The organism is Ramlibacter tataouinensis (assembly GCF_027941915.1).
Lineage (GTDB): Bacteria > Pseudomonadota > Gammaproteobacteria > Burkholderiales > Burkholderiaceae_C > Ramlibacter > Ramlibacter tataouinensis_C.
This window is the reverse complement of the sequence record NZ_CP116009.1, coordinates 2,986,567-3,005,017: the sequence shown is the minus strand read 5'-3', so window position 1 is coordinate 3,005,017 and position 18,451 is coordinate 2,986,567. Positions and strand designations below refer to the sequence as shown.

At 69.8% G+C, this 18,451-nt stretch carries 16 protein-coding genes and 1 tRNA gene; 5 read left to right on the top strand and 12 right to left on the bottom strand.

Features of this window, described 5'->3' with window-relative positions; all coding sequences use genetic code 11:
• Positions 1-4 precede the first annotated feature (4 nt).
• The 3 genes from rph to PE066_RS14350 form a co-directional block, all read right to left on the bottom strand.
• Positions 5-742 carry a ribonuclease PH gene (gene rph / locus PE066_RS14360; protein WP_271233213.1) on the bottom strand — a complete coding sequence of 246 codons (738 nt, stop codon included), beginning with the start codon at positions 740-742 and terminating at the stop codon, positions 5-7.
• A 142-nt stretch (positions 743-884) separates the two neighbouring features.
• Positions 885-1,787: a PP2C family protein-serine/threonine phosphatase gene (locus tag PE066_RS14355; RefSeq protein ID WP_271233212.1), complete on the bottom strand. Its 903-nt coding sequence runs from the start codon at positions 1,785-1,787 to the stop codon at positions 885-887.
• A gap of 19 nt (positions 1,788-1,806) precedes the next feature.
• A complete protein-coding gene (locus PE066_RS14350; protein ID WP_271233211.1) occupies positions 1,807-2,811 on the bottom strand; it encodes a serine/threonine protein kinase in 1,005 nt (334 codons plus the stop codon).
• Between the two features lie 68 nt (positions 2,812-2,879).
• Here PE066_RS14350 and PE066_RS14345 point away from each other — a divergent pair, with 68 nt between their 5' ends.
• The 4 genes from PE066_RS14345 (at position 2,880) to PE066_RS14330 (ending at position 7,068) form a co-directional block, all read left to right on the top strand.
• On the top strand, positions 2,880-3,797 hold the full coding sequence (locus PE066_RS14345) for a YicC/YloC family endoribonuclease (protein WP_271233210.1): 918 nt from the start codon (positions 2,880-2,882) through the stop codon (positions 3,795-3,797).
• Positions 3,798-3,810: 13 nt separating this feature from the next.
• Positions 3,811-4,431: a guanylate kinase gene (gene gmk, locus PE066_RS14340; protein ID WP_271233209.1), complete on the top strand. Its 621-nt coding sequence runs from the start codon at positions 3,811-3,813 to the stop codon at positions 4,429-4,431.
• 13 nt (positions 4,432-4,444) lie between these two features.
• Positions 4,445-4,648 carry a DNA-directed RNA polymerase subunit omega gene (gene rpoZ / locus PE066_RS14335; protein ID WP_061496933.1) on the top strand — a complete coding sequence of 68 codons (204 nt, stop codon included), beginning with the start codon at positions 4,445-4,447 and terminating at the stop codon, positions 4,646-4,648.
• Positions 4,649-4,800: 152 nt separating this feature from the next.
• Complete coding sequence (locus tag PE066_RS14330; RefSeq protein ID WP_271233208.1) at positions 4,801-7,068, top strand: RelA/SpoT family protein; 2,268 nt, start codon at positions 4,801-4,803, stop codon at positions 7,066-7,068.
• On the opposite strand, the gene greB is transcribed toward PE066_RS14330, so the two are convergent.
• The gene (gene greB, locus PE066_RS14325; RefSeq protein WP_271233207.1) at positions 7,057-7,623 is read right to left on the bottom strand and encodes a transcription elongation factor GreB; all 567 of its coding nucleotides are present in this window, start codon (positions 7,621-7,623) and stop codon (positions 7,057-7,059) included. The two genes, PE066_RS14330 and greB, sit on opposite strands and share 12 nt — an antisense overlap.
• Positions 7,624-7,791: 168 nt before the next feature.
• Between greB and PE066_RS14320 the strand changes: the two genes are divergently transcribed.
• A complete protein-coding gene (locus PE066_RS14320) occupies positions 7,792-8,538 on the top strand; it encodes a hypothetical protein (protein WP_271233206.1) in 747 nt (248 codons plus the stop codon).
• Between the two features lie 22 nt (positions 8,539-8,560).
• Here the strand turns inward: PE066_RS14320 and PE066_RS14315 are convergent, their stop codons facing one another.
• The 8 genes from PE066_RS14315 to motB form a co-directional block, all read right to left on the bottom strand.
• Positions 8,561-11,005, bottom strand: coding sequence for a bifunctional diguanylate cyclase/phosphodiesterase (locus PE066_RS14315; RefSeq protein ID WP_271233205.1), 2,445 nt, complete (start codon positions 11,003-11,005; stop codon positions 8,561-8,563).
• A 125-nt stretch (positions 11,006-11,130) separates the two neighbouring features.
• On the bottom strand, positions 11,131-13,017 hold the full coding sequence (locus PE066_RS14310; RefSeq protein ID WP_271233204.1) for a putative bifunctional diguanylate cyclase/phosphodiesterase: 1,887 nt from the start codon (positions 13,015-13,017) through the stop codon (positions 11,131-11,133).
• Between the two features lie 251 nt (positions 13,018-13,268).
• Positions 13,269-13,442 carry a hypothetical protein gene (locus tag PE066_RS14305; RefSeq protein WP_271233203.1) on the bottom strand — a complete coding sequence of 58 codons (174 nt, stop codon included), beginning with the start codon at positions 13,440-13,442 and terminating at the stop codon, positions 13,269-13,271.
• A 65-nt stretch (positions 13,443-13,507) separates the two neighbouring features.
• Entirely contained in the window at positions 13,508-14,056 is a 549-nt protein-coding gene (locus PE066_RS14300) for an IPT/TIG domain-containing protein (protein ID WP_271233202.1), read from the bottom strand.
• A 454-nt stretch (positions 14,057-14,510) separates the two neighbouring features.
• A tRNA-Arg gene (locus PE066_RS14295) sits at positions 14,511-14,587 on the bottom strand.
• A gap of 314 nt (positions 14,588-14,901) precedes the next feature.
• A complete protein-coding gene (locus tag PE066_RS14290; RefSeq protein WP_271233201.1) occupies positions 14,902-15,156 on the bottom strand; it encodes a hypothetical protein in 255 nt (84 codons plus the stop codon).
• Positions 15,157-15,491: 335 nt separating this feature from the next.
• Complete coding sequence (cheA, locus tag PE066_RS14285) at positions 15,492-17,456, bottom strand: chemotaxis protein CheA (RefSeq protein WP_271233200.1); 1,965 nt, start codon at positions 17,454-17,456, stop codon at positions 15,492-15,494.
• Positions 17,457-17,504: 48 nt separating this feature from the next.
• Positions 17,505-18,443: a flagellar motor protein MotB gene (motB, locus tag PE066_RS14280; protein WP_271233199.1), complete on the bottom strand. Its 939-nt coding sequence runs from the start codon at positions 18,441-18,443 to the stop codon at positions 17,505-17,507.
• Positions 18,444-18,451: the final 8 nt, after the last annotated feature.

The window sequence follows — 18,451 nt, the reverse complement described above, 5'->3', positions numbered from 1 at the left end:
CCCGTCACGCCGGCAGCGGCGCTTCCAGCGCCTGCTGCTGCAGCCGCACCAGCTCGGCGATGCCCTTCTCGGCCAGGCGCAGCAGTTCGTCCATCTCGGCGCGGGTGAACGCCGCGCCTTCGGCCGTGCCCTGCACTTCCACGTAGTGGCCGGCGCCGGTCATCACCACGTTCATGTCGGTGTCGCAGGCCACGTCTTCGACGTATTCCAGGTCCAGCATCGGCACGCCCTGCACGATGCCGACCGACACGGCGGCGACCGGGCCGGTGATGGGCGAGGCGGCCAGCTTGCCTTGCCGCAGCAGCTGGCTCACCGCGTCGTGCGCGGCGACGAAGGCGCCGGTGATGGCCGCGGTGCGGGTGCCGCCATCGGCCTGCAGCACGTCGCAATCGAGCTGCAGGGTGCGCTCGCCCAGCGCCTGGAGGTCGAACACGGCGCGCAGCGAGCGCCCGATCAGGCGCTGGATCTCCTGGGTGCGGCCGCTTTGCTTGCCCTTGGCCGCTTCGCGGTCGCCGCGGGTGTGGGTGGCGCGCGGCAGCATGCCGTATTCGGCGGTGACCCAGCCCTCGCCGCTGCCGCGCTTGTGCGGCGGCACCTTCTCCTCGATTGAGGCCGTGCACAACACCTTGGTGAGGCCGAATTCGACCAGCACCGAGCCCTCGGCATGGATGGTGTAGCCGCGGCTGATGCGCACGGGGCGAAGCTGGTCGGCGGCGCGGCCGTTGGGGCGGGAAAGGATCATGGAGGGAAAGTGACGGAGGACGGATGACTTCGCTGCGCTTCGACCTGGCGGAAAGCGGCGCGGGCAACCTGTCATTTTCTCATTCGCCATCGGTGCCGCGCCGCGGCCGGGTCATTCGGCGCCGGCTGCGCGGCGCCGCGGCTCAACCCTTGCGCGCGGCGGAGCGGCGGATCGCCTCGTTGATCTCGGCGATGGAGCGCTCGATGGCGTCGTCGTCCAGGTCGTCGATCAGCGTGTCCATCACGCCGGCCTGGATGGTGGAGGCGAACACGCCGTCGGAGATGCTGTCGGTGGACACGCCATGGGTGGACTCGAACACGTCGGGCGTCTCCCACTCCAGCGCGATCACCGTGGTGTTGTCGCAGGTGGCTCCGCCATTGCGCAGCGCCAGTTCCACCAGCTCGGGGGCCGCCTCCGACACCGTCCGGGTGCTGAGCTGGCGCACGATGTCGGCGTCGGGCACCGAGCTCCACAGCCCGTCGGAGCACAGCAGGATCTTGTCGCCCTGCTGCAGCACCACCGGCCCGGTGACGTCGAACACCGGCTTGGTGGGCGAGCCCAGGCAGGTGAACAGGATGTTGCGGTTGACGCGCTCGAGCTTGATCACGCCGGAGCTGTGCTGCTCCATGTACGAGTGGTCGCGCGTGCGCGTGAGCAGCTCGCCTTCGCGCACCACGTACAGGCGCGAATCGCCGCAATGCACCCAGCTCGCCGAGGTGCCCTGCAGCAGCGCCGCCACCAGGGTGGTGCGCGGCGTGTCGAGCATGCCCTTCTCGCTGGCGTAGCGGATGATCTGGTGGTGGGCGGCCATCAGCGCGCCGGAGAGGAACTCCTCCGGGTCGCGCACGGTGGGCCGCGCTTCCTTCTGGTACAGCGCCGAGATGGTCTGCAGCGCCAGTTGCGCGGCCACCTCGCCCTCGGGGTGTCCGCCCATGCCGTCGGCCAGCACGAACAGGCCCGACCCGCGGGTGTAGCAGTAGCCCATGCGGTCCTCGTTCTTCTCGCGCCCGCCCTTGCGGCTGATCTGGAAGACGGAGAACTTCATGGCCTGGCCCGCGCGGAGGTCACTTCAGCCTGGCCGCGCCGGTGGCGCGGCGCAAGCCCTTCTTCGAGTCCGCCACCATGTTGTCGAACTGCAGGCGCACCTTCTCGCCCACCGTCAGCTTGGTGTAGCGCCGCTCGCCCTCGCGGCTCAGTTCCTTCTGCAGCGCGAACACCGACTGCGGGCGGGACAGCGGGTCGAGCGACATGCACCATTCCACCACCTCGATCAGGTTGTCGGAGTAGACGCCGCGCAGGCGCGACAAGGCCAGCGCCAGGCGGTCCTTCTCGAGCCGCTGCGGCGCGTCGTTGGGCGGGTAGCCCTGCATGCAGGCGTAGATGCAGGCGCCGATGGCGTAGATGTCGGTCCACGGGCCCATCGACGAATCGCGCCGGTACATCTCGGGCGCGGCGAAGCCGGGCGTGTACATCGGCCGGATGAAGTTGCCTTCCTTGGACAGCACCTCGCGGGCGGCGCCGAAGTCGATCATCACCGCCTTGTTGTCGTCGGTGATGAAGATGTTGGCCGGCTTGATGTCCAGGTGCAGCATCTTGTGCTGGTGCACGATGCGCAGGCCGCGCAGGATCTCGTCGAACAGCGAGCGGATGGTGGACTCGCGGAACACCTTCTGCTTCTTCAGCTCGCGCGCGGTGATGATGAAGTCCTGCAGGGTCGCGCCCTCCAGGTAGTTCATCACCATGTAGACGGTCTCGTTCTCGCGGAAGAAGTTCAGCACGCTGACCACCGAGGCGTGCGAGATCTGCGCCAGCGAGCGGCCTTCCTCGAAGAAGCTCTTGAGGCCCAGGCGGTACAGCGACAGCTTCTCGGGCTGCACCTGGGGCAGCAGCTCGCCCGGGGCGCGGGTGGCCAGCGAGGCCGGGAGGTATTCCTTGATGGCGACCTGCTGGCCCTCGCTGTCGACAGCGAGGTAGACGACGCCAAAGCCGCCGGCGGAGAGCTTGCGCACCACGCGATAGCCCCCGATGACCGTATCCGGCGGCAGGGGCGCCGGCTTGACCTTTGACATAATTTCCAGTCTAGGGCCGCCGGCGCGGCCCCGTTATCCTCGCTATCCCGCAACACCCCAGAGAGTCGATGCCAGTTTACAGCATGACCGGTTACGCAAGCGGGCAGCACAGCCTGGCCGCGGGCGCGACCGCCCCCGACGCCAAGGCGTCGGCACAAGGCCGCCTCGGGCTCGAGATCCGGTCGGTCAACAGCCGCTTCCTCGACCTGTCGCTGCGCCTGTCCGAAGACCTGCGCCAGCACGAACCGGCGTTGCGCGAGCTGCTGCAGGGCCGCCTCAAGCGCGGCAAGGTGGAGCTGCGCGCCGGCCTCGAATCGACCCAGGCCGATGCCGTGCGCGAGCCGACCGCCCGCCTGCTGCAGCGGCTGGCCGCGCTGCAGGACACGGTGCGCACCTGGCTGCCCGATGCGCGGGCGCTGAGCGTGGCCGACGTGCTGCGCCTGGGCGCCGGCGAGGACGCGCCGCACGCCGACCCCGGCCCGGCCCTGCAGGCGCTGGCGAAGCAGGCGCTCGACGACCTGCTGGCCGCACGGGAGCGCGAAGGCGCCCGCCTGGCCGCCATGCTCCTGGGCCACCTGGCGCAGCTGCGCGGGCTGGCCGAGCAGGCCCGCCCGCTGGTGCCGCAGCTGGTGGAGCAGCAGCGCGCCCGCTTCCTGGAACGCTGGAACGAGGCCATGGGCCTGGCCGAAGGCACGGCCTCGCCGGAAGCCGCCCAGGACCGCGCCCTGACGGAGGCGACCGCGTTCGCCATCCGCATCGACGTGGCCGAGGAACTCACCCGGCTGGCCGCCCACCTGGACGAGATCGAGCGCCTGGTCACCAAGGGCGGCGAGATCGGCAAGCGGCTGGATTTCCTGATCCAGGAGCTGCACCGGGAGGCCAATACGCTGGGCTCCAAGTCGGCCGCGCTGGAGCTGACGCGCATCTCGGTGGACATGAAGGTCCTGATCGAGCAGATGCGCGAGCAGGTGCAGAACATCGAGTGAAGCAGTAACCACCATGGACTACCCCGGCAACCTGTTCGTCGTCGCCGCCCCCAGCGGCGCCGGCAAGTCCAGCCTGGTCAAGGCCCTGCTGGAGCTCGATTCGCAGGTCCAGCCCTCGGTTTCGCACACCACGCGCGCGCCGCGCGGGCAGGAAAAGCACGGCCGCGAGTACTACTTCGTCTCCGAGCAGGAGTTCGACGCGATGGTGCTGGCCGGCACCTTCGTCGAGTGGGCGTTCGTCCACGGGCGCCGCTACGGCACCTCCAAGAAGGCGATCGAGGAGCGCATCGCCCTGGGCGCCGACGTGATCCTGGAGATCGACTTCCAGGGCGCCCTGCAGATCAAGCGCATCTTCGCCAACGCGGTGCTGGTGTTCGTGCTGCCCCCGAGCTGGGAGGAGCTGCGCTCGCGGCTGGAGCGGCGCGGCGAGGATTCGGCCGAGACCATCGAGCTGCGGCTGCGCAATGCGGCCGAGGAGATGGCCAAGGCCCCGGAATTCGACTTCGTTATAATCAATGAGCTTTTCGAACGAGCGCTGTTCGACCTCAAAGCCATCGTTCACGCCCAGCGGCTGAAGTATTCCGCCCAGCGCCGGGCCCGGGCCGAGACCTTCAAGGCCCTCAACATCCCCTGACACGCGAGAGACCATGGCCCGCATCACCGTCGAAGACTGTCTGGAAAAGATCCCCAACCGCTTCCAGCTCGTGCTGGCCGCCACCTACCGCGCCCGCATGCTGAGCCAGGGCCACGCGCCCAAGATCGAGAGCAAGAACAAGCCCGGCGTCACTGCCCTGCGCGAGATCGCCGACGGCAAGGTCGGCCTGGAGATGCTGAAGAAGGTGCCCGGCTAAGCGCAGCGTAGTCCGGGCATCCCCGCGCCGGCGGGGATTCCGCTGCACAAGCAGGGCCGTTTCGGTCCCTGCCTCACCAATAGGCACCGCCCCGGCGGTGCCTTTCTCATTTCCCTGCCGCAGCGAGCGCACGCTCACGCTACATTTGAGGCATGAGTGCCGTGCTCCCCTCCGCCGGCAAAGGCCAGCGCGCCGGGGCGGCGCTGCCCAGCCCCGCAGCCGCCAACGCAGCGGCCGCCAGTTTCGCGGCGCTGATGGCGCGGCTCGACTACCTCGAGCCCGCCGACGTCGAGCAGGTCCGCCAGGCCTATCGCTTCGCCGACGAAGCCCACCTGGGGCAGATCCGCGCCAGCGGCGAACCGTACATCACCCACCCGATCGCGGTGGCGGCCAAGTGCGCCGAGTGGAAGCTCGATGTCCAGGCGCTGATGGCGGCGCTGCTGCACGATTCGATCGAGGACTGCGGCGTCACCAAGCCCGAACTGGTGGAGCGCTTCGGCATGCCGGTCGCCGAGCTGGTGGACGGCCTGACCAAGCTCGACAAGCTGCAGTTCGACACCCGCGAGGAAAGCCAGGCCGAGTCCTTCCGCAAGATGCTGCTGGCCATGGCGCGCGACGTGCGCGTCATCCTGATCAAGCTGGCCGACCGCACCCACAACATGCGCACGCTGGAAGACGTGCCGCGCGAGAAGTGGGGCCGCATCTCGCGCGAGACGCTGGACATCTACGCGCCCATCGCCCACCGGCTGGGCCTGAACCTGACCTACCGCGAGCTGCAGGAGCTGGCCTTCCGCTACCTGATGCCGTGGCGCCATGGCGTGCTGGACAAGGCCGTGGCCAAGGCCCGCAGCCGGCGGCGCGACCTGATCCAGAAGGTGCAGCGCGAGGTCGAATCGGCGTTCGAGCAGGCCGGCATGCAGGTGCGCATCGCCGGGCGCGAGAAGACCATCTACTCGATCTACCGCAAGATGGACGAGAAGCACCTGTCGTTCGCGCAGGTGACCGACATCTACGGCTTCCGCGTCATCGTGCCCACGGTGACCGACTGCTACACGGCCCTGGGCATCCTGCACCAGATGTACAAGCCGGTGCCGGGCCGCTTCAAGGACCACATCGCCATCCCCAAGGTCAACGGCTACCAGTCGCTGCACACGACGCTGGTCGGTCCCTCGGGCGTGAACGTGGAGTTCCAGATGCGCACCGAGGGCATGCACGTGGTGGCCGAGTCGGGCGTGGCCGCCCACTGGCTGTACAAGGCCAGCCACCCGGACGGCGACGGCTCCGACCGGCTGGGCACCAAGTGGCTGCAGTCGCTGCTGGACATCCAGCACGAGACCCGCGATGCCGCCGAGTTCTGGGACCACGTCAAGATCGACCTGTTCCCCGATGCGGTCTATGTGTTCACGCCCAAGAGCCAGATCCTGGCCATGCCGCGCGGTGCCACGGTGGTCGACTTCGCCTACGCCATCCACAGCGACGTGGGCGACCACACGGTGGCCGCCAAGATCAACGGCCTGCAGGTGCCGCTGCGCACCGAGCTGAACAACGGCGACGTGGTGGAGGTGGTGACGGCGCCGTTCTCCACGCCCAACCCGGCCTGGCTGGGGTTCGTGCGCACCGGCCGTGCGCGCTCGAAGATCCGCCACCACCTGAAGTCGCTGGCCCAGGTCGAGTCGCAGGAGCTGGGCGAGAAGCTGCTCACCCAGGCGCTGCGCGCCGAGGGCATCGAACGCCTGCCGGCCGACGACGACGAGCACCGCCCGATCTGGGACAAGCTGCTGCGCTTCACCGGCAGCAAGAGCCGGGCCGAGCTGCTGACCGACCTGGGCCTGGGCAAGCGCATCGCCGGCATCGTGGCCAAGCGCCTGATGACGCTGATGGGCGAGCTGGGCCAGCGGCCCGACACGCTGCTGATCACGCGCGAGCGCTACACGGCGCACGAGAACGTCTCGCAGGGCAGCGTCGTGCTCGACGGCAGCGAGAACGCCTCGGTGCAGTTCGCCGCCTGCTGCCGACCGGTTCCGGGCGACGCCATCGTCGGCTACCTGGGCCGCGGCGAGGGGCTGGTGGTGCACCTGGAGGACTGCGCGGTGGCGCGCCGGCTGCAGCACAAGGACGCCGAGCGCTTCATCGGGGTCGACTGGTCCGACGAGCCGGTGCGGCCGTTCGAGACCGCGATCCTGGTCACCGTGGCCAACGGCAAGGGGGCCCTGGCGCGGGTGGCTTCCGCGCTGGCCAGCGTGGAAGCCGACATCACCCACGTGGACATGGACGACCAGCGCGACCAGGACGCCACCGACCTGCGGTTCCTGGTGGCGGTGCGCGACCGCGCGCACCTGGATGCGGTGATGCGCACGCTCAAGCGCACGCCCTCGGTGATGCGCGCGCAGCGCATGCGCGCCGGGCAGTCAGGCGCCTGACTGCGGCGCCGCGTAGCGCACCTCCAGCACCTCGATCTCCTGCGCGCCCGCCGGCGTCACCAGCCGGACCACGTCGCCTTCGTGCGCCTTGAGCAGCGCGCGGGCGATCGGCGAGATCCAGCTCACCTGCCCCTGGGCGCTGTCGGCCTCGTCGATGCCCAGGATGGTGACCGTGCGCTCGGCGCCGGACGGCTCGGCGTAGGTCACGGTGGCGCCGAAGAAGACCTGGGTGCCGCCGTGGTGCAGCGAGGGGTCGGTGACTTCGGCGATCTCCAGGCGCCGGGTGAGGAAGCGGATGCGGCGGTCGATCTCGCGCAGGCGCTTCTTGCCATACAGGTAGTCGCCGTTCTCGGAGCGGTCGCCGTTGCCGGCCGCCCAGTGCACGACCTCCACCACCTTGGGCCGCTCGTCGTCGATCAGCTGCAGCAGCTCCGCCCGCAGGCGCGCATAACCCTGCGGGGTGATGTAGTTGCGACCGCCCGGCGGCAACGGGGGCAGTGCTTCGTCGTCGTCGACGTCGGCGGCTTCGCTCTCGCGCGTGAACGCCTTGCTCATGCCGCGTAGGATAGCCCGCTCCTCGCGCGGCAAACGCAACGCAGGCTCTCTCCTACAGTCGCCACGGTCTTCTCCTGACGGGGGAAAACGGCCCCGCTGCCAACAATCGGTGCCGATGAATCAGGCAGCAACACCGATGCTGGCGCGCGCGGCGCGAAGGCTGGGCACATGAGCGTCGCCATCCACCCGCCCACCTCCGCGGCGGCGGCGCCGCAATCCGGCCGCCGCGTCCCGCGCACCGGCGCCGAGGCCGCGCGCTACGGCGTGCTGCGGCGGCTGGCGCCCGCGCTCAAGCACGACATGGTGGTCAACCTGCAGGCGGTGGCCATGATGGCCGAGGTCCTCAACGCCCGGCTCGACAAGGGCATGCCGGAGCCCGCCGAGCTCGAGCGCAGCGTGTCCAAGGTCAACCGGCTTGCGCGCGACGCCGTGATGACCTGCCTGAAGGTGGCCGCCTGGATCGCCCCCTCGGAGGACGAGAGCGTGCGCCTGCGCGACGGCGTGGACGAGTGCGTGGGGCTGCTGCGCAGCGGCTTCAACTTCCGCGGCTGCACCCTGGCCAACGAGGTGCCGGATACCGACTTCGAGGCCTCGCGCGTGGCCTTGCGCCACCTGGTTGCCGCTTCGCTGCTGACTCTGGCCGATGCGGCCGACGGTCCCGCCGCACTGTCGGTGTCGGCCGAGCTGTCACCCGGCTTTGCCGTGCTCACCGTCCGCTGCGCGCCGCGCTCCGACGACGGCGGCCTGATGCGGGACGCCATCGCTTCCGAGCCCAACTACCGGGCGCTGGAGTGGGCCGACGTGCAGGCGCTGGCGCTGGCCGAAGGCGTCGAGCTGTTCCGCACGCAGGACCAGATCGTCATGCGCGTGCCGCGCATGGTCGCCACCACGCCGCTGCAGATCGCGCCGCTCTGAGGCGCCTGGCGCCCGCCGCACCTCAGGCGGGCTCGGCTTCCGGCGTCGAGAGCCGGTCCATGAAGACTTCCAGCGCCTCGATCGGAAGCGGGCGCGAGTACAGGTAGCCCTGGTAGGACAGGCAGCCCTGCCGGGCCAGGAAGTCGCGCTGCTCCGGCGTCTCCACCCCTTCGGCGATCACGTCCAGGTCCAGGCTGTGGGCCAGCCCGATCACGGTGCGGGCGATGGCTGCGTCGTTGGCGTCGGTCAGGATGTCCTTGACGAACTCGCGGTCGATCTTGAGCTGGTCCAGCGGCAGCCGCTTGAGGTAGGAGAGCGACGAGTAGCCGATGCCGAAGTCGTCCAGCGACAGGGCCACGCCCATCTCCTTGAGGCTGCCCATCTTGGCGACGGTCACCTCGATGCCGTCGGCCAGCAGGCTTTCGGTCAGCTCCAGCTTGAGCTTGTGCGGCTGGATGCCCGACTGCCCGATGGCCTGCATCACCTCATCGACGAACTCGGGGTGGCGGAACTGCCGCACGCTGACGTTGACGGCGATGCTCAGGTGCGCGCGTCCGGGCCGCTGCTCCCACTGCGCGATCTGGGCGCAGGCCTGGTCCAGCACCCAGCGCCCGATCGGGATGATCAGCGAGGTCTCCTCCGCGGCGGAAATGAACTGCTCGGGCGGCACCACGCCGCGCAGCGGGTGGTGCCAGCGCAGCAGCGCCTCGACGCCGATCATGCGGCCCTCGACATCCACCTGCGGCTGGTACTCGATGTGGAACTGGTTCTCGCGCCAGGCCTGCCGCATGTCGGCCGCCAGTGCCGCGTTGGCGCTGACCACCGCCTGCATCTCGGGGTCGAAGAAGCACACCGCGTTGCGGCCCGAGCTCTTGGCCTGGTACATCGCCAGGTCGGCCTGCTTGAGCAGCTCGCTGACGGTGCGGTCGCTGCGGCTGAACAGGGTCACGCCGATGCTGCAGGTGCTGTGGTGCAGGTACCCGGGCAGCACGTAGGGTTCGCCCAGCGCGGCCAGGATCCGGTCGGCCACCGCGTGCGCGCCTGTGGCCGGGTCCATCGGCTTGTCGCCGCGGTTTTCCAGCAGGATCACGAACTCGTCGCCGCCCAGCCGCGCCACCGTGTCGCCCTTGGCCACGCAGGCGCGCAGGCGCTCGGCCACCAGCTGCAGCAGCAGGTCACCCTTCTGGTGGCCCAGCGTGTCGTTGAGGACCTTGAAGTTGTCGAGGTCGATGAACATCAGCGCGCCTTCGCGCGGCCGCGCCGGGTCGTTGAGCGCGGCATGGAGCCGGTCCATCAGCAGCTGCCGGTTGGGCAGCTTGGTCAGCGGGTCGTAGAAGGCCAGGTGCTGGATCTTCTCCTCGGCCAGCTTGCGCTCGGTGACGTCGCGGCCGACCGCCACCCAATGGGTGAGCTTGCGCTCCTTGTCCCACACCGGCGAGACGTCCAGGTCGACCCAGAACGGCTCGCCGTTCTTCTTGTAGTTCACCAGGTCCACCCGGGCCGGACGCCATTCCTCCATCGCGGCGCGGATGCGGTCCAGTGCCGGGCGCGGCGTGTTGGGCCCCTGCAGCAGCCGGGGCGAGCGGCCGATCACCTCCTCGCGCATGTAGCCGGTGCGCCGCTCGAAGGCGTCGTTGACGAACACGATGCGCGGGCCGGGTTCGCTGAAGGGTCCGGCCTCGGTGATGATGACGATGTCGTTCAGGCGCGCGATGCTGCCTTCCAGCAGGCGCAGTTGCTGCTGCGCCTTGCGGCGGCTGGTGACATCGCGCAGGTGCAGCGCCATGCCGTCGGCGAACGGGAAGCCGCGCACCTCGAACCACTGCGCCAGGCGCGCATCGAGCTCCTCGAATTCCAGCCTGACGCCGCGCGAGCAGGCGCTGCGGAACTGCTCTTCCAGGCGCAGGCGGACCGTCTTCTGGAACGAGTTCCAGAACCGGCGGCCGAGCAGCTGCGGGCTGGCCGCCCCCAGCAGGCGCTCGGCCTGCTCGTTGAGGTAGCTGTACTGCCCGTTGGCATCGACGGTGACGAAGGCATCGCCGCTGGCCAGCGCGGCGCCCATGCGCAGCAGCGTGCCCGGCCGCAGCCCGCGCGGGGCGATCTCCTGCACCGCGCCCTGCACCGCGACGATGCGGCCTTCGCCGTCGCGCAGGGCCTCGCCCAGCGAGCGCACCCAGGATCGGCGCCCGTCGGGCAGCGCGATCTGCGCTTCCTCGTCGAACGGCGTGCCCTCGGTCGAGCAGGCCTCGAGCAACGCCTCCATGCGCGGCTGGAAGCCCGCCGCGTAGTGGCGGCAGGCCTCCTGCGCCGGCGGCGCGTAGCCGGCCGGCTGGCCATGGATGGCGGCCAGCTGGTCCGACCAGTACAGCTCGCCGCCGTCCAGCCGCAGCCGCCACACGCCGATGCATGCGGCGCGCTCCAGCATGGGCACCACGCTGTCGTCCAGCGTCGGTTCGGTCAAGGGCATGGATCAGTGTCGCAACGGGAAACTGCAGGTGCTGCGGGCAAGGGCCATGTTAAGACGGCTGCGCGGGCCAATCCGGTAGGCTCAGTCCTACTGCCGACCACGCCCCGGACCCCTGCTGCCGCGGCTCAGGCGGGCAGCGCACGGTGGGCCAGCATGCCGACGATGTCGCCGGCCGGCACCGGCGGGCTGTACAGGTAGCCCTGGGCCTGGTCGCACTTGAGCGCCAGCAGCTCCCGGGCCTGGGCCTCGTTCTCCACCCCTTCGGCCACCACCCGCAGGCTGAGGTTGCGCGCCAGGCCGACGCAGGTGCCCACCAGCCCGCGGTAGGCCGCGTCGGTGGCGATCCGGGCGACGAAGGAGCGGTCGATCTTCACCTCGTCGACCGGCAGCGTCACGATGTAGGCCAGCGAGGAGTAGCCGGTGCCGAAGTCGTCGATCGCCACCGGCAGCCCCATCGCCCTCACCTGGCTGAGCACGGCCGTGGCCCGCTCCATGTTGCGGATCAGCACGCTCTCGGTCACCTCGATGCCCAGAGCCGCGGCCTGCCCGCCGACCCGCGCCAGCGCGGCTTGCAGGTCCCCGATGAACTCGCCGTCGCGCAACTGGGCCGCCGCGACGTTGATGGCGATGCGTGGGGCCGGCAAGCCGGCGTCGTGCCAGCGCTGCCAGTCGGCCGCCGCGCGCTGCAGGACGTGGCGGCCGACCTCGCGGATCAGACCCGTGGCCTCCAGCGCCGGCACGAATTCGGCCGGCGGCACCAGCCCACGCTGGGGGTGGATCCAGCGGATCAGCGCCTCCACGCCGACGATGCGTCCGCTCGCCACCTCGACCTTGGGCTGGTAGTAGTTGACGAACTCGTCCCGCGCCAGGGCAGCGCGAAGCTGCGGTTCCAGCCGGTAGTGGGTGCTGGCGGCGGTGTCGACGTGGCGGTCGAAGAAGGCCGCCGGCTCGTCGCGCTCGATCGCCAGCTGCAGGGCGTTGTCGGCCGCGTTGACGACCTCGTCCAGCGTGGCGCCGTCGCGCGGGTACGCCGCGAAGCCCAGGTGCAGCGGGCACACCAGGGTCAGCTCGTTGACCGTGTACGGCGCCTGCAGCTGGGCCGCGAGCCGGGGCGCCTGCAGGCTCGTGAAGGCGGCCGGCGCCATGTCGGGAAAGAACAGCAGGAACAGCCCACGCTTGATGCGCCCGACGAAAGCCCCTTCCTCGGCGAGGGCGCGCAACCGGGTCGCGGCCTGCTGCACCAGCGCATCCGCGACCCGGAAGCCGTGGGCGGTGCTGATCTGGCTGAGCGCCTTCAGCCGCACGAAGCAGACCACCCCCTCGCGCGGATGCGCCGATTCGAACTGCGACTCGAAGTGCAGCCAGTTGGGCAGGCCGGTCAGCCGGTCGGTCTGGGTGGCCCGCCGCAGCTGGCGGCGCAGGCCGAGCTGCGAGCACAGGGCGCGGCCCAGGCGCTCCAGCGCCTGCCGCTGCGACACCGTCAGGTGCCGGGCCACCTCGTCCATGACGCACAGGGTGCCGATCGCGCTGCCCTCGCGCGTGCGCAGCGGCACCCCGGCATAGAAGCGCACCGGCCGCGACGCCGGCCCGTGCAGGAAGGGATCGAACCACGAGGCCGCCGCCGCATCCGGCACCTCGAGCAGCGTGTCCTCGACCAGGATGGCGCGGGCGCAGAAGCCGGCCTCCCTCGGGGCATCCGCCACCGGGATGCCGACGCGGGCCCTGTACCACTGGCGCGTGGCATCGACGAACGTCAGCGCCGCCATCGGCGTGCCGCAGACGGCCGCGGCCAGCTGGACCAGGCTGTCGTACTCCTCGTCGGCCTCGGTGTCGAGGAGGGAAACGTCGCGCAACTCCGCCAGCCGCTGCGGCTCGTCGGCCGGCAGCAGCGTCGCCGCATGCAGCATGGCGAGTTGCCCGGGCGTGAGCGGCTGGCCTGCTGGCGGCCGGGCCGGCTGGAGCGCGCGCACCCGCCTCACGGCGGCTTCGGCGCGCGAGAGCAGCTCGATCACCGCCCGCCTCCAGGGCGGCCGCCACGCGCGCAGCGTGGCGCACGCGCCGCCCGGGCTCCAGCGGGCCTGCTGCACTTACACGGCGTAAGAAAAGTTTGCATCGGCAGCGCCACTGTAGAGAGCCGCTGCATGACGGCTGTGTCAGCCGGCTGGCGGTGATCGCGTAGGAGGCCGGCTACTCGACGGCAATACAGCCCTCTCCCATGCTGACCTCGACCTGCGCTGACGCGAGCCTGGGCATGGATGCCTCGTCAGGGCGTGATCGTGCGCACCCGGTGCTGGAAGAATTCGTTCACCAGCACCTGTCCGGTGCCATCGACGGCCACGCCATAGAGCGGATCCATCAGCGCGCTCGCGGCAGGGCCCCCGTCTCCCGGCATGCTGCTGCCGCCGCCGGCGACGGTGTAGATCTTGCCGTCCGTCATCGCCACCTTGTAGCGCGTCTGGGTACGCGCCGCGATCGCGCGGACGCGGCCGTTTTCCGTGCTGATCAGCAGGTTGCCGGCGGCATTGAATGCCAGGCCGGTGGGCCCGTCGATCGCAGCGGCGAGCGGCGGGCCGCCATCGCCGCTCGAGCCCCCAGCGCGGCCCCGGTGCCGGTCAGGGTGAAGATCAGGCCGGCCATCCGGTAGCTGAACGCGCCAGCCATCGTGCCGATGCCGTGCGCGGTCATGACGCTCACGTCCACCATGCCAGCACTGTGCGGCGGGGCGGTCAGGGTCAGCTGGGTGTCGCTGACCACCGTGATGCCGGTGGCGAGGCTGGTGCCCAAGCGCACCGCCGTCGCGCCGCTCAGGCCTGCGCCCGTGAGGGTGACGGTGTCACCGCCGCTGGTGGAGCCGATGCCCGGCGGGACCGCCGTAATGGTCGGCGCCGCGGGGGCCGGCGCAGGTGCGCCGGCGGGGCTGCGGGCGTCCCTCGTCGGCACGGTGTCGCTCCCGCCGCATCCGGCCATGGCCATTGCCAGGGACAGGCAGGCGGCAAGGGTCGAGAGGATGCGGCCAGCGTGCAGCCGGGAACGTCCGTGGGAGTCGGTCATGGGGCGGCCGGGCAAAAAGCCGCGAGTAGAACAAGGTCTTTCCGGGCCGCTGCGTGCAGGGAACGAGCTCTCGCAGTCAGCCGACCAGGGGCCTGCCGCCGGTCATTCGAGAGACTGCCGATCTCGCTTCAATCGGTCCTGCGGAATCGGTCATGTCATTCAGGGGCCCATTCCAGCCGGGACGTCCTCTGGCATTTGCCGTGGCAACTTCCCGGATCACGACAATGAGGCGCCGATCCACGAGATCCATGAGGCGCTGGAGAGGATCACGACGCCTGCCAACACGGTGGAACCGGAGCTTGCAGCTCCTGAAGGCCGGAGCGGCCGCTGGGCACGCCGGCAAGCTGATCCGCCGAGTCTCGACACAGCTGGGCGGGCGGTCGCCGGCAGGCCCCGCCCAATGAAAAGGGGTTACGCCCTTGTGAGACGTAACCCCTTAATTCGCTAACGAATTTGGCGCGGCTGGCAGGATTCGAACCCACGACCCCTTGGTTCGTAGCCAAGTACTCTATCCAACTGAGCTACAGCCGCGAAGCCAGCGAGTATAGCAGGAGCCGGCGCCGTGCCACCGGCTCCCTGGAACGGGCGGTCGCTCCAGCATCGGCCGCGTCCCGGCTATGGTTACCCCCTCCGTAGTGCGCGGGGATCGCAACGAAATCCTTTCTGTCTGTACCCCCCATGCGGGGAACGGCAACATCTCAGGGCGCAAGTCAATCACAAACCGCTAACGCCGCAGCTTCTCTCGGCTTGCACCAGGCGGCTTGCCGCCTCCATCGCGATGACCGTCACGCGCCGCAACGGTTGCCGACGGCAGGATGTCCCACCCCGATGCCTGGCCGCCGGCCTCAATGCATGACCAGCGCTCGTGACCTGTGCGACTGCCTGGCGGGTTTTGTGCAATCCGCCTCGGTCTTCGGATCCTCGATCAGGATCCAGGCGCCGCTCCAGGCCTGTCGGAAACGCTCGAGCGTCCAGACTTGAAGGCTGCCGCTGCCCTCCCGCCAGACCCGTACCCGCCCTTGGCCGGGCTCGACCAATGCCATTCGCAGATCCTTCATTTCTGCCAGGCTCGGCTGGTCGAGCGCAAGGAACTCTTTCATCGAGCCATGCCGCAGCACAGCTGGCAAGCCCAGGTACCGCAGAGCGCGCAGGCAGTTGCGTGCGTCACATGCGTTTCCAGCGAGCTCCCACCTGAACCAAGTCCCGCTTATTGCCAGCCCCTGCGAGGAAGCGTATCGGCTCAGCATCTCCAACGAGTCGCCCGAAGACCTCGACGTCACGGGCGGGGGCAGGTTACTTTTGGTGGCCATGGCAGCGATCTTCAGCAAGGGACGAGGTTTCGAAAATGTTCATGAGTGCAGGCTTGTGCGGCCGCTGCTGGAGGACCCGTCGAGCCCGGCCAGCTGGCCGTGGACTGCAGCGATCCGTTTGAAGCTCAGGCGGCCAGCGCTTGCGGTACGTGCACCGGTCGGCGGCCCGCCAGCGATCGCAGGGCGGGAACGTCGACGATCAGCGCGACGCTGCCATCGCCGAGGATGGTCGCGCCGGAGATGCCGGGGACCTTGCGGTAGTTGGTCTCCAGGTTCTTCACCACCACCTGGTGCTGTCCCACGAGGTGATCCACGATCAGCGCGAAGCGGGCGTCCGCGACCTCCACGATCATCACGATGCAGCGGGTGAGCTCCGGCTGGCTGCCGGGGACCTGGAAGACCTGGCGCAGCGCCACCAGCGGCAGGTACTCGCCGCGCACCTGCATCACGTGCTCGCCCTGGCGGATCACGTGGATGTGCTCGGGGTCGGGCTGCAGCGACTCGATCACGTAGCTCAGGGGCAGGATGTAGACCTCGTCGCCCACCTTGACCGACATGCCGTTGAGGATGGCCAGGGTCAGCGGCAGCACGATGCGCGTGGTCGTGCCGACGCCGCGCCTGGAGCTGACATGGACGTGACCGCCCATGTCCTCGATGTTGCGCCTGACCACGTCCATGCCCACGCCGCGGCCGGAAACGTCCGTGATCTGGTCCGCGGTCGAGAAACCAGGGGCGAAGATCAGTTGCCAGACCTCGTCGTCGCTCATCGCGTCGCTCACCGCCAGGCCCTGCTGCGCCGCCTTGGCGAGGATGCGCTCGCGGGACAGACCGCCACCGTCGTCACCGACCTCGATGACGATGTTGCCTCCCTGGTGCTGGGCGGCCAGGCGCAGCCGGCCGACCCGGTCCTTGCCGGCGGCCACGCGCTCCGCGGGCAACTCGATGCCGTGGTCCAGGCTGTTGCGGACCAGGTGCGTCAGCGGATCGACCACGCGCTCGATCAATCCCTTGTCGAGCTCGGTCTCCTTGCCGAACGTGACGAGTTCCACCTGCTTTCCCAGCTTCGCCGAGAGATCACGGATCAGGCGCGGGAAGCGGCTGAACACATAGTCCATCGGCATCATCCGCACCGACATCACCGATTCCTGCAGATCCCGCGCGTTGCGCTCGAGCTGGGCGATGCCGCTCAGGAGCCGGTCGTGCAGCACCGGATCGAGCAGGCTGGCCGTCTGCGTGAGCATGGATTGGGTGATCACCAGCTCGCCCACCTGGTTGATCAGCTGGTCGACCTTGTGCACGTCCACGCGCAGCGAACCCGATTCCTTCACGGGGGCCGGGGCCGGCGAGCTGGCCGCCGGCCCGACCGCGGCCACGGGCGCGGCCATGGGCCCGGCGGGCGGTGCGGGCGCGGGCGTCGGCGCGGGCTGCTCGCCCGCCACCTCGATCTGGTCGGCGTCGATCACGAAGCAGCACACCGCCACGATGTCCTCGGCACTGCAGCTGGTCTCCAGCGAGAAGGTCAGCCCGTCGTCGGTGCGCGTTTCGGCCACGATGGTGCCCAGGTTGGACATCTCCTCGCGCAACAGCTCGTCCTCGCCGGGTGCAAGCCGGGACAGGCGCACGCGCAAGCGGCCGCTCGGGCCCGGCTCGGCCGGCTCGACCGGCATCGACTGCGCCGGCGCGGCCGCGGGGGCACTGCCGCCCTGCGCCTCGAGCGCCAGGTCGCGCAAGGTGGCGCAGATGTGCGCCACCGCCTCGGCATCGGGTTCGGCGCCTTCGCGGTAGGCGCCGATCTGCTCCTTCAGGGCATCCTTTGTCTTCAGGAAGGTGTCGATCATGTCGGTTCGCAGGGTCAGTTGGCGCTGCCGCGCCCGGTCCAGGATGTTCTCCAGCAGGTGGGTGGTGTCCGTCAGCGCGGCGAAGCCGAAGGTCGCGGCGCCGCCCTTGATCGAATGGGCCGCGCGGAAGATCGCGTTGAGGTCCTCGCTCCCCGGCGCCGCCAGGTCCAGGTTCATCAGCAGCAGCTCCATCTCGGACAGGAGTTCGTCGGCTTCCTCGAAGAAGGCTTGATAGAAGGAGGTGACGTCCATGTTCGCTCGATGCCGGTACGCGTGGAAAGGGAGGGTTCGCCCGCGGGCTCAGATGCCGGCGAGCAGCTTGGCAGGCGGGGCGGGCTCGAGCGGAGGCAGAGCCCCCCGAGGCTCGGCGGCGGGCGCCCTGCGGGCCAGCCCGCCCTCGCCCAGCACCTCGCGCTCGATGCGCCGCTGCGCCTCCCGGTTGAGCACCACGATGCTGACGCGGCGGTTCATCGCGGCGGCTGGATTCGTCTTGTCCAGCGGCACGCTGGCGGCCAGTCCGGTGACCCGCAACACGCGGCCGTCGCGCAGGCCTCCGGTCACCAGTTCGCGGCGCGAGGCATTGGCGCGGTCGGCGGAGAGCTCCCAGTTGCCGTAGTTCCTGGCGCCGCCGGCATAGAGGGTTGCGTCGGTGTGGCCGGCCACGGTGATCTTGTTCGGCAGGCCGTCGATGACGGGCGCGATCTGCTGCAGGATCAGTTGCATGTGCGGCAGCACCCGGGCGCTGGAGAGCTCGAACATCGGCCGGTTGCGCGTGTCGACGATCTGGATGCGAAGGCCCTCGGGCGTGAGATCGATCAGCAGTTGCGGCCGCAGCTGCTGCAGCTCCGGGCTGTTGTCGATGACGCCCTCCAGCCGCTCCTTGAGGTCGGCCAGGCGCCGACCGTCGGCTTCGGCTTCGGCTTCGGCCTCGTGCCCCCGGCTCACCTCGCCCTCGACATGCTGGGGATTGCGGCCGCCACCCGGGATGACGGTGCTGCTGGCGCTGCTCCGGGGGCCGCCGTTGACGGCGGTCTTCAGCGGCATCCTGAAGTGTTCGGCGATGCCCTCGAGCTGCTCCTTGGGCGAGATCAGCAGGAGCCACATGACGAGGAAGAACGCCATCATGGCGGTCATGAAGTCGGCATACGCGATCTTCCAGGAGCCGCCGTGCGCGGCGGCGTGGCCGCTGGCGGGCCTGCGCCGGACGACGATGCGGTGGCCGTCTGGTTTCGTGCTCATCTGCGACC